General features: G+C 37.6%; 16 protein-coding genes, 1 tRNA gene and 1 pseudogene. 6 read left to right on the forward strand and 12 right to left on the reverse strand.

Annotation, left to right across the window (positions count from 1 at the left end; translation table 11 throughout):
* Positions 1–148: 148 nt before the first annotated feature.
* On the reverse strand, positions 149–1,162 hold the full coding sequence (locus EA365_12185) for a type I glyceraldehyde-3-phosphate dehydrogenase (GenBank protein ID TVQ43597.1): 1,014 nt from the start codon (positions 1,160–1,162) through the stop codon (positions 149–151).
* Between the two features lie 186 nt (positions 1,163–1,348).
* Between EA365_12185 and EA365_12190 the strand changes: the two genes are divergently transcribed.
* Genes EA365_12190 through EA365_12215 form a run of 6 tightly spaced genes read left to right on the forward strand, consistent with a single transcriptional unit; the run spans position 1,349 to position 6,718 of the window.
* Positions 1,349–2,734, forward strand: a complete 1,386-nt coding sequence (locus EA365_12190; protein ID TVQ43598.1) for a UDP-N-acetylmuramate--L-alanine ligase — start codon at positions 1,349–1,351, stop codon at positions 2,732–2,734.
* A gap of 4 nt (positions 2,735–2,738) precedes the next feature.
* The gene (gene murB, locus EA365_12195; GenBank protein TVQ43624.1) at positions 2,739–3,647 is read left to right on the forward strand and encodes a UDP-N-acetylmuramate dehydrogenase; all 909 of its coding nucleotides are present in this window, start codon (positions 2,739–2,741) and stop codon (positions 3,645–3,647) included.
* 51 nt (positions 3,648–3,698) lie between these two features.
* The gene (locus tag EA365_12200; protein TVQ43599.1) at positions 3,699–4,046 is read left to right on the forward strand and encodes a YbaB/EbfC family nucleoid-associated protein; all 348 of its coding nucleotides are present in this window, start codon (positions 3,699–3,701) and stop codon (positions 4,044–4,046) included.
* A gap of 5 nt (positions 4,047–4,051) precedes the next feature.
* Positions 4,052–4,519 carry a low molecular weight phosphotyrosine protein phosphatase gene (locus tag EA365_12205; protein TVQ43600.1) on the forward strand — a complete coding sequence of 156 codons (468 nt, stop codon included), beginning with the start codon at positions 4,052–4,054 and terminating at the stop codon, positions 4,517–4,519.
* Positions 4,516–5,667, forward strand: coding sequence for an N-acetylglucosamine-6-phosphate deacetylase (nagA, locus tag EA365_12210; GenBank protein TVQ43601.1), 1,152 nt, complete (start codon positions 4,516–4,518; stop codon positions 5,665–5,667). The genes EA365_12205 and nagA overlap by 4 nt, the downstream gene beginning before the upstream one ends.
* On the forward strand, positions 5,648–6,718 hold the full coding sequence (locus EA365_12215) for a potassium transporter (protein TVQ43602.1): 1,071 nt from the start codon (positions 5,648–5,650) through the stop codon (positions 6,716–6,718). Before nagA ends, EA365_12215 begins: the two co-directional genes overlap by 20 nt.
* Here the strand turns inward: EA365_12215 and speB are convergent.
* The 11 genes and pseudogenes from speB to purS all read right to left on the reverse strand — a co-directional run bounded on the left by speB (position 6,702) and on the right by purS (position 14,280).
* A complete protein-coding gene (gene speB, locus EA365_12220; protein TVQ43603.1) occupies positions 6,702–7,613 on the reverse strand; it encodes an agmatinase in 912 nt (303 codons plus the stop codon). The genes EA365_12215 and speB overlap by 17 nt on opposite strands.
* An 11-nt stretch (positions 7,614–7,624) precedes the next feature.
* On the reverse strand, positions 7,625–9,424 hold the full coding sequence (locus EA365_12225) for a serine/threonine protein kinase (GenBank protein TVQ43604.1): 1,800 nt from the start codon (positions 9,422–9,424) through the stop codon (positions 7,625–7,627).
* A gap of 104 nt (positions 9,425–9,528) precedes the next feature.
* A tRNA-Thr gene (locus tag EA365_12230) sits at positions 9,529–9,600 on the reverse strand.
* A 37-nt stretch (positions 9,601–9,637) separates the two neighbouring features.
* Positions 9,638–10,288: a DNA-binding response regulator gene (locus EA365_12235; protein TVQ43605.1), complete on the reverse strand. Its 651-nt coding sequence runs from the start codon at positions 10,286–10,288 to the stop codon at positions 9,638–9,640.
* Entirely contained in the window at positions 10,285–10,713 is a 429-nt protein-coding gene (locus EA365_12240) for a ferredoxin (protein TVQ43606.1), read from the reverse strand. Before EA365_12240 ends, EA365_12235 begins: the two co-directional genes overlap by 4 nt.
* A complete protein-coding gene (locus EA365_12245) occupies positions 10,706–11,350 on the reverse strand; it encodes a class I SAM-dependent methyltransferase (protein ID TVQ43607.1) in 645 nt (214 codons plus the stop codon). The genes EA365_12240 and EA365_12245 overlap by 8 nt, the downstream gene beginning before the upstream one ends.
* A gap of 3 nt (positions 11,351–11,353) precedes the next feature.
* Positions 11,354–12,016, reverse strand: a complete 663-nt coding sequence (locus EA365_12250; GenBank protein ID TVQ43608.1) for a methyltransferase domain-containing protein — start codon at positions 12,014–12,016, stop codon at positions 11,354–11,356.
* Between the two features lie 8 nt (positions 12,017–12,024).
* Complete coding sequence (locus tag EA365_12255) at positions 12,025–12,264, reverse strand: (2Fe-2S)-binding protein (GenBank protein TVQ43609.1); 240 nt, start codon at positions 12,262–12,264, stop codon at positions 12,025–12,027.
* A gap of 139 nt (positions 12,265–12,403) precedes the next feature.
* Positions 12,404–12,829, reverse strand: coding sequence for a Holliday junction resolvase RuvX (gene ruvX, locus EA365_12260; GenBank protein TVQ43610.1), 426 nt, complete (start codon positions 12,827–12,829; stop codon positions 12,404–12,406).
* A gap of 87 nt (positions 12,830–12,916) precedes the next feature.
* A pseudogene (locus tag EA365_12265) lies at positions 12,917–13,975 on the reverse strand (N-acetyltransferase).
* Between the two features lie 50 nt (positions 13,976–14,025).
* Positions 14,026–14,280, reverse strand: coding sequence for a phosphoribosylformylglycinamidine synthase subunit PurS (gene purS / locus EA365_12270; protein ID TVQ43611.1), 255 nt, complete (start codon positions 14,278–14,280; stop codon positions 14,026–14,028).
* Between the last annotated feature and the right edge of the window lie 13 nt (positions 14,281–14,293).

Below are 14,293 nucleotides of genomic sequence, written 5' to 3' on the forward strand. Positions count from 1 at the left end.
TAATTAAAAAAGTGGGGATGGGCATCGCCTCACTCAAAAACGGTCAATCATCTCTGAAGGTGAAAGATAAGAAGCCTACAGCGTAATCTTTGATTCGGTGTAGGAGTATGTCACAATACCCACCCCTGATTAGAGGTGGGTTTAGTAACTATTGCCAATTTTTAGCTACTACTTCTGCTAAATCTACGACTCTTTGAGAGTATCCCCATTCGTTATCGTACCAAGCTATCACTTTTACCATATCTCCTTCCATAACCATAGTTAGACTACCATCAACGATGGAGGAGCAATCATGTCCTCTGAAGTCAGATGAGACCAAGGGTAAATCGTTATAAGCTAGGATTCCTTTGAGAGTTGTTTCTGATGCTTCTTTGAGTACATCGTTTACTTGTTCGGTAATGGTACTTTTTTCCACTTGAGCGACTAAATCCACTACGGAAACGTTAGGAGTAGGAACACGTAGAGCGATACCATTGAGTTTACCTTTCATTTCCGGGATAACTAGGGCTACTGCTTTGGCTGCTCCTGTGGAGGTAGGTACAATGTTCATTGCTGCTGCTCTGGCTCGACGTAAATCGCGGTGACTTGCATCGAGTAGGCGTTGGTCACCTGTGTAGCTGTGAGTAGTAGTCATTGTACCTTTGATAATACCAAAGTGTTCGTGAATAATTTTGACTACTGGCGCTAAACAATTGGTAGTACAACTAGCGTTACTGATAATATTATGTTCTGCGTGTTTGTAGTCCTGTTCGTTAACACCTACGACAAAAGTACCGACGTTACCACCTTTACCAGGAGCGGTAATCAGGACTTTTTTTGCTCCTGCTTGTATATGTTTAGAAGCTCCTGGTTCATCGACGAAAACCCCTGTAGATTCGATGATCAAGTCAACATTCCAATCTGCCCAGGGTAAGTTGAGGGGATTGCGATCGGAAACACATTTAATAGTTTTGCCATTGACGATCAAGGAATTATCATCGGCTTCTATTTCTGCGTCTAATTTGCCTAGCATTGAATCATATCTAAGCAAATGAGCATTAGTACGGGGATCGGAGGTATCGTTGATCCCTACTAGTTCAAGTCCTGTATTTTCTCTTCCCAGCCAACATCTGAGAAAGTTACGGCCGATTCGTCCAAAACCGTTGATCGCTACTCTAATCACTTGTTTTGCCCTCTATTGGTTTTCTTGATTAATTTTTTTTTAATGAACCTAATCATATCCTAAAGATAGGACAATTCGATCAAAAAAATGTTTATTCTTTTTAGTTTACAGTTAAACTGCCAAGCCAAAAGCGATCGCTTATTATAAACTTTAAGAAGATCAATGGTGTGTGAGGAGTAATCAACAGTGACAACAATCGATCTCAATGGTAAACCCTTTCATTTTATCGGGATTGGGGGTATTGGTATGTCTGGTCTGGCTTATATTTTAGCTAAACGTGATTTTCCTGTCTCAGGCTCTGATATTCGTCCTAATCATATAACAGCTAGATTGCAAGGGGTGGGGGCGAAAATTTTTACTGAGCAACAAGCTAGTAATCTAGATAATTTTAATTATGCTATTAAGCAGAAGTTACCCCAAATTATTTGGTCAACGGCGATAAATAACCATAATAGTGAATATACAGCAGCAATCAAGCACGGGTTTCCGATTTTCCATCGTTCTGATTTATTAGCTGCCTTAATTAAAGATTATTATAGTATAGCTGTTTCGGGAACTCACGGCAAAACAACCACGAGTAGTTTAATTGGCTATTTATTATTAGAAGCAAAATTAGACCCAACCATTATTGTGGGAGGAGAGGTAAACGCTTGGGAAGGGAATGCGCGTCTAGGTGCTGGAAATTATTTAGTAGCAGAAGCAGACGAGTCAGACGGATCTCTAACTAAACATCAACCAAAAATCGGGGTAATTACCAATATTGAATTGGATCACCCCGATCATTATCAAGATTTAAGTCAATTAGTGGGCATTTTTCAAACTTTTGCTCAACAATGTGAGTTAGTAGTGGGTTGTGTAGATTGTCAGATTGTCCGAGAACAAATTAAACCTACTCTAGGTTATAGTATCACAGGCAGACCAGAAGCTGATTATCAGGCTAAAAATATTGTACACCAAGGCCAAGAAACCACAGCCGAGGTATGGGAAAGGGGAGAATATATAGGCTCAATTAAGTTACAAATTCCAGGTAAACACAATGTCAGTAATGCTTTAGCGGCGATCGCCCTCGGCAGAAAACTAGGTCTAAATTTTGAGGTAATTAGTCAAGCTATTGCGGGATTTGAGGGAGCAAAAAGACGTTTTGAAAAACGGGGAGAATATCAAGGAGCTACTCTAGTGGATGATTATGCTCATCACCCTAGTGAGATTAAAGCGACTTTACAAGCTGCGCGTTTACAAATAGAGCAAGGTTGTTATCAAAGATTGATCGCAATTTTTCAACCTCATCGTTATAGTAGAACAGCAAGGTTTCTAGAAGAGTTTGCTACTGCTTTTACAGAAGCTGATCGAGTAATAATCACAGATATTTACAGCGCGGGAGAAGCTAATCTCTCTCAAATCGATGGTTCACATCTAGTAGAAGCAATAGCTCTTCATCACCGTAAAGTTATTTATCATCCTCAGTTATCATCTTTGAGTGATTATTTACGTCAAATCATACAACCAGGTGATTTAGTCTTATTTTTGGGTGCAGGTAATCTTAATCAAGTTATTCCAGAATTATTGGGCTAAAATCATGAATGTAATTATTAAGTCACAATCTCCAGAGGTGATTTTAGCTGGAGTATCTCTGGCTAATTTAACTACTTTCCGTGTGGGTGGATTAGCACAATGGTACGCTTCTCCTAGGAATTGGCAAGAGCTAGAGATGGTGTTAAATTGGTATAATCGCGCTAGTATTCCCCTAACTGTTTTGGGTGCTGGATCTAATTTATTAGTGAGCGATCGCGGTATCAAGGGATTAGTCGTAACTACTCGTTATTGGCGCTATCCTATTCGCTTTGATGTAGAAAAAAACCAAATAACCGTAGCTGCGGGTGAACCAATTCCTCGGGTAGCTTGGTTAGCTGCTAAAAGGGGTTGGCAAGGCTTAGAATGGGCGGTGGGGATACCTGGTAGCGTTGGAGGTGCTGTGGTGATGAATGCAGGTGCTCAAGGAGGGAAGATCGCTGATTGTTTGCTAGAAGTAAAAGTAATTTCTCCAACGGGTGAGTTAGAAATTCTTTCAGGGGAGATGTTAAACTATGGTTATCGTCATTCTTGTTTACAAAATGGACAAAAACTGGTTTTAGAAGCGACTTTCCAGTTACAACCTGGTTCGAGTCGTGAAGAGATGATGGCTTTAACGAGCCAAAATCTCCACCAGCGTAAAAACTCTCAACCCTACGATCGCCCTAGTTGTGGTAGCGTCTTTCGTAATCCTACTCCCTATGCTGCGGGTTGGTTAATTGAACAAACGGGGTTAAAGGGTTACCAAATTGGTCAAGCTCAAGTAGCTCAACGTCATGCTAATTTTATCCTTAATTGTGGGGGTGCTAAAGCGATGGATATTTGGGAATTAATTGCTTATATCCAAGCTAAAGTACAGCAAGAATGGGCGATCGCTCTTATTCCTGAAGTGAAATTCTTAGGAGAGTTTTGCTAGATTTCAGAGCTAAATCGGGTAAAATTAAGATTAGTTAAATAATTAGAGAATATGAATAAAGATAGTAAAGGTTTTGGTTTTGGTATTAATAAAATGAAACAGTTCGCTGCAGCTTTACAAAAAGCCCAAGAAATGCAGGAAAATGCTAAAAAACTCCAAGAAGAGTTAGAGCAGATGGAAATCCAAGGAGTCAGCGAGGAAGGTTTAATTACAGTGGTGATGAGTGGTAATCAAGAGCCTCTGCGCGTGGAAATCGATCCAGTCGCTTTAGCAAAAACTCCTCAAGAAGTAGCCGAGTTAGTCACAGCAGCGATGAAAGATGCTTATGCTAAGTCTAAAGCAAATATGGAACAACGTATGGAAGAATTGACTAGTAGTCTGAATATTCCAGGTATGTAACTTTTATGTCTTATAAAATCCTGTTTGTCTGTTTAGGTAATATTTGTCGTTCTCCTGCTGCTGAGAATATTATGAATTATTTAATCTCACAAGCAGGATTGAATGATCGTTTGAGCTGTGATTCTGCGGGAACTTCTAGTTATCATATTGGAGCCCCTCCTGATGCTAGAATGAGCAGCGCAGCTCAAAAACGGGGTATTAAACTCGTTGGTAAAGCTAGACGCTTTGAGGTGTCTGATTTTACCGAATTTGATTTGATTATAGCGATGGATAGAGATAATTATCGTGATCTTCTCAGTCTCGACCCGGAAGGCAAATATCATGATAAGGTAAAGTTAATGTCTGATTTTGCGGTTAATACTCAATTTAAAGACGTTCGGGATCCCTATTACGGTGGTCAACGGGGTTTTGACCAAGTTATTGATTTACTTCTCGATAGTTGTCAAGGTTTGTTAGATACTCTACCTCGATGAATCAACCTGTTAAAATTATCCAAGCAAGATTACCTGGAGTAACTCGGTTAAGAGAAATAAACATTAACTCAGAGGGAAAAATTGAGTCAGGAGAAAGTAATAATCAGAATTATCAAGTTATCGACTTAGGGGGTGATTGGTTATCTCTAGGGGGTGTAGATTTACAAATCAATGGTGCGTTGGGAACATCTTTTACAGATTTAACCCAACCAGAAGAATTAAGCCCGATTTGTGAGTTTTTAGCAACTCAAGGTATCGATGGTTTTTTACCAACTATTATTACTACTTCTCGGGAAAAAATTAGGCGATCGCTAGCAACGATAGCTAAATATTGTCAAAATCCTCTAGCAAATGCAGCAACTATTCTAGGTGTTCATCTAGAGGGACCTTTTCTCAATCGGGCTAAAAGAGGTGCACATCCCCAAGAATATCTATTACCTTTGACTAAAGATAATCTAGAAGGAATTATCGACGGATATCAAGATTTAATCAAAATAATCACTCTAGCACCAGAATTAGACGATACAGGAGCAATCATACCCTATTTAATCTCTCAAGGGATAATAGTTAGTTTAGGACATTCTCTAGCTACTGCTAGTCAAGCTAGGTTAGCTTTTAGTCAGGGTGCAACTATGGTTACTCATGCTTTTAACGCTATGCCAAGTTTACACCATCGCGAACCTGGTTTATTAGGGGAAGCAATTATTAACGAGAAGGTATCCTGTGGGGTAATAGCTGATGGTGAACACGTATGTTTAACTATGCTGAAAATTTTACTACGAGCTAGTAATTATGAACAGGGTTTATTTTTGGTTAGCGATGCTTTAGCCCCAATTGGATTACCCTATGGGTGTTATCCTTGGGATAAGCGTACAATTAGGATTACTGAGGGGACGGCTAAACTAGAAGATGATACTCTCGCGGGAACTACTTTACCTTTACTCACAGGAGTAGAGAATTTAGTGAAGTGGGGAATATGCGAACCATCAGAGGCGATCTCTTTAGCCACTGTCTCTCCTCGTCGTATTCTTTCTCTCCCGGGGATACTTCCAGGACAACCTGGACGCTTTTTGCGTTGGTCTTGGCATCAAGAAACCTCTCAACTGACTTGGTCAAAATTAAACTTTTATGTTCAAAATTCTCAGTAAAAATAGTCCTTGGAGATTACCGTTATTCTTAAGTTTAGCTTTTTTGTTCCTATGTGCTGTGGTTGGATTACTAATCTGGGATGAGGTGATTATCGTTTCCCAACGATCCTCTTGGGAAGTGTTAGAAAACGTGATTATCACTCTTATGGGAGAATATCCCGATAAACCCACAACAGTTTTAGGACGTATTCTGCAATTATTTTTATTGGTATTTGGTACGTTGGTATTTGGTACGATTGTGGGCAAGATTTCCTCATTTTTTGTGACTCGCGCTTTAGCGGAGGAGAAGCTAATGAAAGAATTTAAAAATCATATAATTATCTGTAACTGGAATGATAAAGCAGGGGGAATTATTCGCCAACTCATCGAGGGAAATAATGGTAATAGTATGGATATTGTGGTAGTTTCTGCTTCAGCAGTTAAACATAGTAGAAGTTTTAATGATCGCCCTGATGTTCATTTTATCCAAGATGATCCCACTCACCATGATACTTTGTCTCAACTACACGCATCTCAAGCTAAATCAATCATTCTCTTAGCTGATCAAGATACTATAAATCCCGATGAAAAAAATGCTCTCATCGCTTTAGCGGTTAAACACTTAGAACAAATACCAGGACAAAAAAAAGATATTCACGTGGTTGCAGAATTGGTTAATTTAAACTTACGTCGTCATCTTCTCGAAGCTGGTGTGGATGAGGTTATTTCAGCTCGTGACTATAGTTCTGGTATTATTGCGCAAAGTGCGATGTTTAAGAATATGTCTGTTGTCTATCAACAGTTACTTACTTATTCTAACGATACCAACGAGTTTTATTTTATTGCTCCAGGAAACTATCCCCAACATTTTTTAGGCAAAACTTTTCAAGAGTTAACTAAACTAGTCGGTGAACATGGACAAAGCAACCCAGATAACCCTTTAATATTAGTAGGGGTTAAATTGGCTAATGGAGAAATACTCCTTAATCCTAAACCCCATAGTTTTAGTAAACTGGCTAGAGATGACTCTCTGATTGTGATGGCTTTTTATTATATCACGCGGATTGATTAAACAGATGGTGATAACCAATTAATTTATAGACTAGTTTAGCGGTGGTAAATTCTGAGACCACAGAGTCGTTAACTGGGGCTAATTCCATGACATCACAACCAATGACTTGGTGGGTTTCAAAGACTCTGCGCAAAAAATTAGTCAACCCATACCAATTTAACCCCCCCGGTTCGGGTGTACCTACTCCACACATTAAACTAGGATCAATTCCATCTACATCGATGGTAATAAATACTTTGGGGGTTGTGATGGAAGCGATCGCTTGTTCAATCCAGTTATAGTCTTTAGCGATATCTCTTGCCCAAATTACAGGTATATTGTTATTTTTGATTAATTCTGCTTCTTCTTTACAGATACTGCGAATCCCTACGGGTAAGGTTGGTAATCCCATATCTAAGACACGTCGCATTACGCAAGCGTGATTATAGATTGAACCTTCGTAACTATGACGCATATCTCCATGAGCGTCTATTTGTATCACTGTAAAAGGCTCTTGTAGTTGTTGTTGGTAAGCTTTAACTACTCCACTGGTGATACTATGTTCCCCACCAATAGCGATGACAAATTTATTATCTGCGAGTAATTCTGTTACTCTGTTGGTGGTTTCTGTTAGCATCGTTTCTGGTGTCAGGGTGGGATCTTTTCTAGTATCGGCGATCGCTTCACAGGTATAAATACCACATTCTAAACAGATTTCTCTTTCTAACTCATCGTCATAAGCTTCGAGTTGATAGGATGCTGTTAATAAAGCATCAGGTCCATTTTCACATCCTTGGCGATAAGTAGTGGTACTTTCAAAAGGTATGGGTAAAATTACTACTTTAGCGTCTTGATAGGTAGTCTCTGCTTCTGAGGCTAAAAACTGTTCTACAGTAGGGGTGGAAGTTGATAACATGGAGGATGATTTTATTTAACTTTACTAGTGATATAAAGATGTTCAAAAGCGATAATTTTATCTTGTTTCTTGACTGAAACAAAGACCCCTATCTTATCACATTTTACGGCAAAAGTTCCGGTACTAAGACAATTTTCACAATCCGGTGAAGTTGCTTCCGAGAGATAATAACTAAAATTATTATGTTCCCTCACGTGTAAACTGAGAATCATAGCATCTTCACAATTAATTTTACACATTTCAAAAGATCCCTGTTCCCAGACTCCTTCTTTTAAGAAACTTATTCTCCCATAACCATAACGACTAACTCGAAATAGATAGTAATTAGCTTCATCTGTACCCAAAATTAACCCATACCATCCTTCTTTTTCTCCTTCAATAAAGACAGTTTTTAATTCTATATCATAATCTGCTGGTAACTTAGGTAAGTTAATCCAAGAAAAGTACATATGATTGGTATTATGATACTTGGTAATATTGTAATAATATTTGCTATTGGTAATATATCGTTTAATTCCTTTAGTTTTTCCAATAATCCAACCATTATTATTTTCGAGAAAGTCTTCTTTTAAGATTATTTCTTCTGCAAATTGTTGTAATTGATGACTCAATATTTTTTGATCAAAATTCAAGCGCAGATTATCACTAATCAGTTTTTTATTTTCTTGAGTTATATGTTCTAATTTGGCTTGATTCTTACGAATTTTATTATATAATTGTATAACTGTTAATAAGCAACAACCAATTATGACAATTAAAATAGCTTCAACAGTAGTAATATTAAGATTAATTATTTTTTGCCAAGTTAATATAAAATAAACTAAACTAACAAAAATCAATAATAAATGTTTCCAATATTGTTGAAAGTTAAGCTGAGATTTTAAAGAGGATATACTAGGTAAAGAAGTAGTGTTAGTTATACTTAACTCAGTAGTTATTTCTGATACTTCGTGATAGCGTTCCCTTAAAGAGTTAGCTATCATTTTATTTAAGATAATCGCTAATTCTGGTTTTATTTTAATTTTTTTATTATGTAAATATTCTGACCAAATCCAACAGTTATGATAATCATCATAAAGTAAATGTATAGAAGTAACATCTAAACAACCAGTCAATAAACGAATACAGGTAACCCCTAGACTATAAATATCAGTAGCTGGAGTAGGACGTCCTCTCATTTGTTCTGGTGCTGCGTATTCAGGAGCACAATTAGATATAATAATGTGAGAGTCAGTTAAAACTTTACTAGTAGCTATACCATAATTGACTAGAATTAAAGCTTGATCATATTGACGACGGATAATATTTTCTGGTTGAATATTTTGGTGGATAATGTTTTTATTATGCAAATATTTAAGTACAGGTAAGAGACTTTTAATTAGAGTATAAATTTGTTCTTGATTAAAGCGTCCTTGTAACTCAAATTCTTTTTGTAAACTAACGCCTTTAATAAAACTTTCTACTAAAAAAAAGCAATTATCAACCTCAAAATAGCTAAATAATTGAGGTAATTGGGGATGATCCAGAGAATATAGTTTTTGTGCGTCTTGAAGAAAATGTTTTTTAAGAATAAGTAAATCAGACTGAGAAGCGATCACTACATACTTTTTAATTACACACAGATTTTGACTTACATCTTCAGCTAAATAAATCTTCTTAAACTCAGTATTTTCTAGAATAGCAATAATGCGATAATCTCGAAAAAGATAACTTTTGCTACTTTTAGCTAATTCTGATCCACAACCTTGACAGTATTGATTTTCTGGTGGGTTATCTGGATTACCACATATAGGGTTAAGACAAAAAGCCATGATGTTAATGACGAGTAATAGCTTTGAGGATTAGCTCAACCGCAGCATAAGAGTTTAAATCATCTATTCTATTCTACTCTATCTTTATTGGTTTTAAAAAATTAAGCCGGTGATAGGATTTGAACCTACGACCAGCTGATTACAAATCAGCTGCTCTACCACTGAGCTACACCGGCAAACTCACATTCAATCATTATAGCATAGTTATTTTTTTTAGGCAAGATTATTTTCCATTGCCCAACGTGCCAATTCAGTTCGATTGTGTAAGGTAGTTTTATTCAACATGTTAGATACGTGACTTTCAATAGTTCTTTTACTGACATTAAGTTGTTGGGCAATTTCTTGATTTGCCATTCCTTGAGCCAGCAGCTGTATTACTTTTTGTTCTGTAGGTGTTAAGTCAACGTCATGAGGGATTACAATTGTCGGTTGTTCTGTTCCTTTTTTCTGCCCTGATTGTTCTTTAAGACGATTAACCTGTTTAAGGGTAGATTCTACTTGGGCGACTAATTCTTCCGGTTCAAAAGGTTTAACCATATAAACATCTGCGCCTATATTTAACCCTTTGACGCGGTCTTGACTTTGACCTTTAGCAGAGAGTAACATAATAGGTATAGCATTAATTTCGCTGTTTTCGCGAATTTTTTGGACTAAACTATAACCATCTACTTCTGGCATCATCACATCACAAATAATCATATCTGGTATTTCTGTAGCCAGAATATCTAATGCTTGTCTCCCATTTTCAGCGCTAATTACATGATAACCGCGAAATTCGAGATAATCTTTAACCAATAAAATTAAATTGGGATCATCATCGATTAACAGGAGTTTTTTAGAGTCTTTTTGGAGGTGATCTTTCATGGTTGTAGCTGTTGCGCTCCCACTGATTTATCTATTATATCATTGATTAGGGGTGCTTGGTTAAAAGCGTATTCTTTAACTACCTGGTTACCGATAATATGCTCTTGTAAGATTCTTTCGATAACTTCTGGAGTGGCACTATGATACCAGACTCCGTCGGGATAAATCAAGAGGATAGGTCCAGAATGACAGACTCTTAAGCAGTTAGCTTTAGTGCGGAAGATACAAAGGGAACGTTCTGGGGTAGGTTTGTCTAATTTTAACTCTTTAAGACGATTTTTGAGATAATTCCAGGCTTCTAAGCTAGCTTCTTTGTCACAACATTTGGGTAAAGTTTGATCCGCGCAGAGAAAAATATGTCTTTCTAACTTTTGTAAAGATAATTGTTCTACACATTGAGAGAGTTGAGAAGATTGTTCAGACATAAGCAATTACAGCATAAAAAGGATCGACATTACCTAAACCTAGCAATTGTAACAAATTATTAGTCACAGTACCTTGATTAACGATTAATTCAGGTGGACTAAACTTAGGAACGGATTGAAAGTATTTTTGGACTAGTTGTACCCTACTATTAGGTGTACCATCTCGCCAAGCGGCGATCGCCTTTTGGTAGAACATACGATTAGAGAAGCTAATAATGACGATTCCTCCTGGTTTAAGAATCCTGGCAATTTCTGCCATAATTGCTTCAGGATATTGGAGATATTGAATAGAAACTGTACATAAAACCGCGTCAAAATCGTTGTCTTCTAGGGGTAATTGAGGATTTTGATTGAGATTTTGCACAAAATAGTCATTTAAGCGGGTATTTTTGGCTAATTCTTCTGCATTTAAACCATGTCCTTCTACATGAGTAAAAGTCATTTCTGGAGGAAGATGAGAAACCCAACTACTCATTAAGTCTAAAATACGCGTATCAGGTTTAAGTCTAGCCCGATATAAATCGGTTAGTTGATTAATAAATTGGTTATCTACGTGAGTGACAAAACGAGGAAAGGAATAGAAGAGAGAATCCTCTGTGTCATCTAGTTTACTGCGTTGTTCTGGTCTTAGAAGCATAAATTATTTTTTGATAGCTAAAGTTAAACCATCAGCGATGGGTACTAAACTAAGTATAATGCGATCGTCTTGAGCCAGATAATCGTTAAATTGGCGTATAGTCAGAGTTAGTTTTTCTTGGTTATCAGGATCAGCTACTTGTCCATACCAGAGGACGTTATCTACTGCAATTAAACCACCAGGACGTAATAAAGTTAAGGATTTTTCGTAATAATTGATATAATTACTTTTATCAGCGTCGATGAAGACAAAATCAAAAGTATTGGCTTCACCTTGGCTGATTAGTTGTTCTAGAGTATCTAAAGCCGGAGCAATATATAGAGAAATTTTACCATCTACTCCTGCTTGTTGCCAATAATTACGAGCGATTTTAGTATATTCTTCGCTAACGTCACAAGCGATTAATTGTCCATCTTCGGGTAATGCTAAAGCTACCGCTAAAGAACTATAACCCGTAAAAACTCCTATTTCGAGAGCTTTTTTTGCTCTCATTAATTGTATCAACAAAGCCATAAATTGACCTTGTTCAGGAGCTATTTGCATGTTAGCGTTAGCAAGAGTAGCGGTTTGTTGGCGAAGTTTTTGTAAGATTTCTGGCTCTCTTAATGAGACTCGACAGAGATACTGATAGAGTTGTTCGTCTAATCCAATAGATTTTAGTGTCATATATTTATTTACCAAACTGGGTCAGAATAAAGATTAATCGTCATTTGTTGTTTACCTCTGGGAACTGAACTAATACAAGCGCAGATAGTTTGACCATCATCTAATTCTACCTCGCAAGCGTGACAAGAACCCATCAAACAACCTGTGGGGATACATACACCAGCACGAGCAGCTACAGCGAGAATTGGTTCTCCCGCTTCAGCTTCGATATAGATATCATCGGGTAAAAAATGGATTTGTACTTTCATAGGGAAGAAGGGGGTCTTTCAGGGGTATGTTTTTAAGAATTAGCCGGGAGCTGGGAAAAATCGGGATGAAATTGATTAATAGGTAGGGACAGACCTTTAATTACATGAACTAATAAAGTAATAAACCCACGTCTTCCCTTTATAACGATCGCTCATCCAACCATTGTTGTAAAATAATAGCTGCCGCTTGGCGATCGATTAAACCTTTATCTTGTCGAGAAAAGCGTTTTTGACTTTTAAGTTGTTCTTCTGCTTCTACAGAGGTTAGTCTTTCATCTACATATTCAACTGGTAACTGTAAAGCTTCTGCTAGTCTTTGGGCGAATTGTTGAACGTATTCTGCTTGTGGACCTAAACTACCATCCATAGAATAGGGTAATCCTACTACTAAGACATTTATCTCTCTTTCCTTGACTATTTGACTAATTTTGGCTACATCTTCAGAGAAGCTTTGACGATTGATAGTTGTTAGGGGAGTAGCTAGTAAACCGATACCGTCACATCCTGCTACACCTACTCTTTTTTTACCTACATCTAACCCTAGGGCGCAGATACGACGCTGCATCGTTTATCTCCTCGGATTCTTGCCGTTAGGATTGTTGGTATCTATGGGGGGATCTGAATCTGGAGAGGGTTGAGATTCTGCTGTTGATTCTAGCCAAGACATACGACTAGGAATAGGGGTTCTCGCTGGTTGTAATCCTTTTAACACATCTGATAATTGTAACCCTTCTAGGGGTCTTGCTTCTCGTAGTTTATGCCAAACCGAACGAGACATTAACAGGGTATTTTCTACTTGTGTAGCGCCCAATTTTTCGAGGAATTCTTCTCTTTCTGATTGGTAGTCGGCTGAGGCTAATTCTAGGGCTTGTTTAGGGTAGTTTTGCACTATTCTCGCCATTTGTGCTACTAATTCGGGGTATAACCAAGTATAAGCGGGATGAACCGTTAATTGGGCTTGGTGAGGTTGAGTACCATTTTTAGAGATTTCTAATTTAAAGTAGGCGATCGCCGCTTTTCTTTGGGGTTCAAACACATAGGCGCTAGTTACTTCTTTCCCATTAAACCAGGGTTTGAACTTATTAATTAAACCTTTGAATAAGGATGTTTTAAAGTCTAGGGGATGGCGATCGAATACTTGACGTAATAGAGGTGGCATGGATACTGTATCTAACTGATAGAGTAGCTGTGCTTCAGCGTTGCTAACTGGTAACAGATTCGGTAATTGTGGTTCAATCTGGGCTAATTGAGCTAATTTTTCAGGATCTAGACACCAGTAGGTTAGTTGTGCTAGAGGTTGAAAGCCATTTTGACGATAGAGGGCTAAATTATTTTTTTCGTGGATATTTACTTCTAGTATCCAAGTTCTCGCTTCCCAAATTTTTTCAAAACAGTAACGTAGTAATTGAGATCCGATACTATTTCTACCTGAGATTAACTCTGGATCTAAATTATGTTCTTTATCTGTGAGTACCCAATGTACCCGCCAAGTACTACGGCTTCGGTTGAAAGGTGCGACATGAATAACACCTAAACATTCTTGCTCTATTTGAGCTATATAAAGCCACAAGAAATCCTGGAGAGGATTAGGAAACAATTTACAAAACTTTAGTAAACCATACCACTGTTTAATTGTTTCTAATTCCTTACCTAGGTTGCTGATAGTTTGAATATCACGATATTGTAAAGGACGAATCTGTATATTTATCATTATTTAGCCTCGACACAGCCTACCTATTTTTATCATAGAATAATCCCAGGTTAGCTGAGGGGGATCAACTCAAAGTTATAATTTTCGATTACGGTATTAGCTAAAAGTTGTTCACACATCGCCGAGAGTTCTTCCAGAGCTGTGGTTTCCGAATCGCTAGTGAGTTTTAATTCGATATATTTACCGATTCTCACTGCCGTGACTTCCTGATAACCTAATTGATGTAAACCTGATTCCACAGCCACTCCCGCGGGATCTAATACCGAGGGGCGTAGAGTAATGTAAATGCGAGCTGAGTATTCCATATTATTATTTCCC

Origin of the sequence: Gloeocapsa sp. DLM2.Bin57 (genome assembly GCA_007693955.1) — a bacterium.
GTDB lineage: Bacteria > Cyanobacteriota > Cyanobacteriia > Cyanobacteriales > Gloeocapsaceae > Gloeocapsa.

What these genes read in the sequence shown, in the direction of transcription:
- speB (TVQ43603.1), bottom strand. Translation starts at nt 7,613, where the DNA reads ATGTTATCAACTTCCACCCCTACTGTAGAACAGTTTTTAGCCTCAGAA.
- EA365_12250 (TVQ43608.1), bottom strand. Translation starts at nt 12,016, where the DNA reads ATGACACTAAAATCTATTGGATTAGACGAACAACTCTATCAGTATCTC.
- EA365_12245 (TVQ43607.1), bottom strand. Translation starts at nt 11,350, where the DNA reads ATGCTTCTAAGACCAGAACAACGCAGTAAACTAGATGACACAGAGGAT.
- EA365_12225 (TVQ43604.1), bottom strand. Translation starts at nt 9,424, where the DNA reads ATGGCTTTTTGTCTTAACCCTATATGTGGTAATCCAGATAACCCACCA.
- EA365_12215 (TVQ43602.1), top strand. Translation starts at nt 5,648, where the DNA reads ATGTTCAAAATTCTCAGTAAAAATAGTCCTTGGAGATTACCGTTATTC.
- ruvX (TVQ43610.1), bottom strand. Translation starts at nt 12,829, where the DNA reads ATGCAGCGTCGTATCTGCGCCCTAGGGTTAGATGTAGGTAAAAAAAGA.
- nagA (TVQ43601.1), top strand. Translation starts at nt 4,516, where the DNA reads ATGAATCAACCTGTTAAAATTATCCAAGCAAGATTACCTGGAGTAACT.
- EA365_12255 (TVQ43609.1), bottom strand. Translation starts at nt 12,264, where the DNA reads ATGAAAGTACAAATCCATTTTTTACCCGATGATATCTATATCGAAGCT.
- purS (TVQ43611.1), bottom strand. Translation starts at nt 14,280, where the DNA reads ATGGAATACTCAGCTCGCATTTACATTACTCTACGCCCCTCGGTATTA.
- EA365_12205 (TVQ43600.1), top strand. Translation starts at nt 4,052, where the DNA reads ATGTCTTATAAAATCCTGTTTGTCTGTTTAGGTAATATTTGTCGTTCT.
- murB (TVQ43624.1), top strand. Translation starts at nt 2,739, where the DNA reads ATGAATGTAATTATTAAGTCACAATCTCCAGAGGTGATTTTAGCTGGA.
- EA365_12235 (TVQ43605.1), bottom strand. Translation starts at nt 10,288, where the DNA reads ATGAAAGATCACCTCCAAAAAGACTCTAAAAAACTCCTGTTAATCGAT.
- EA365_12200 (TVQ43599.1), top strand. Translation starts at nt 3,699, where the DNA reads ATGAATAAAGATAGTAAAGGTTTTGGTTTTGGTATTAATAAAATGAAA.
- EA365_12240 (TVQ43606.1), bottom strand. Translation starts at nt 10,713, where the DNA reads ATGTCTGAACAATCTTCTCAACTCTCTCAATGTGTAGAACAATTATCT.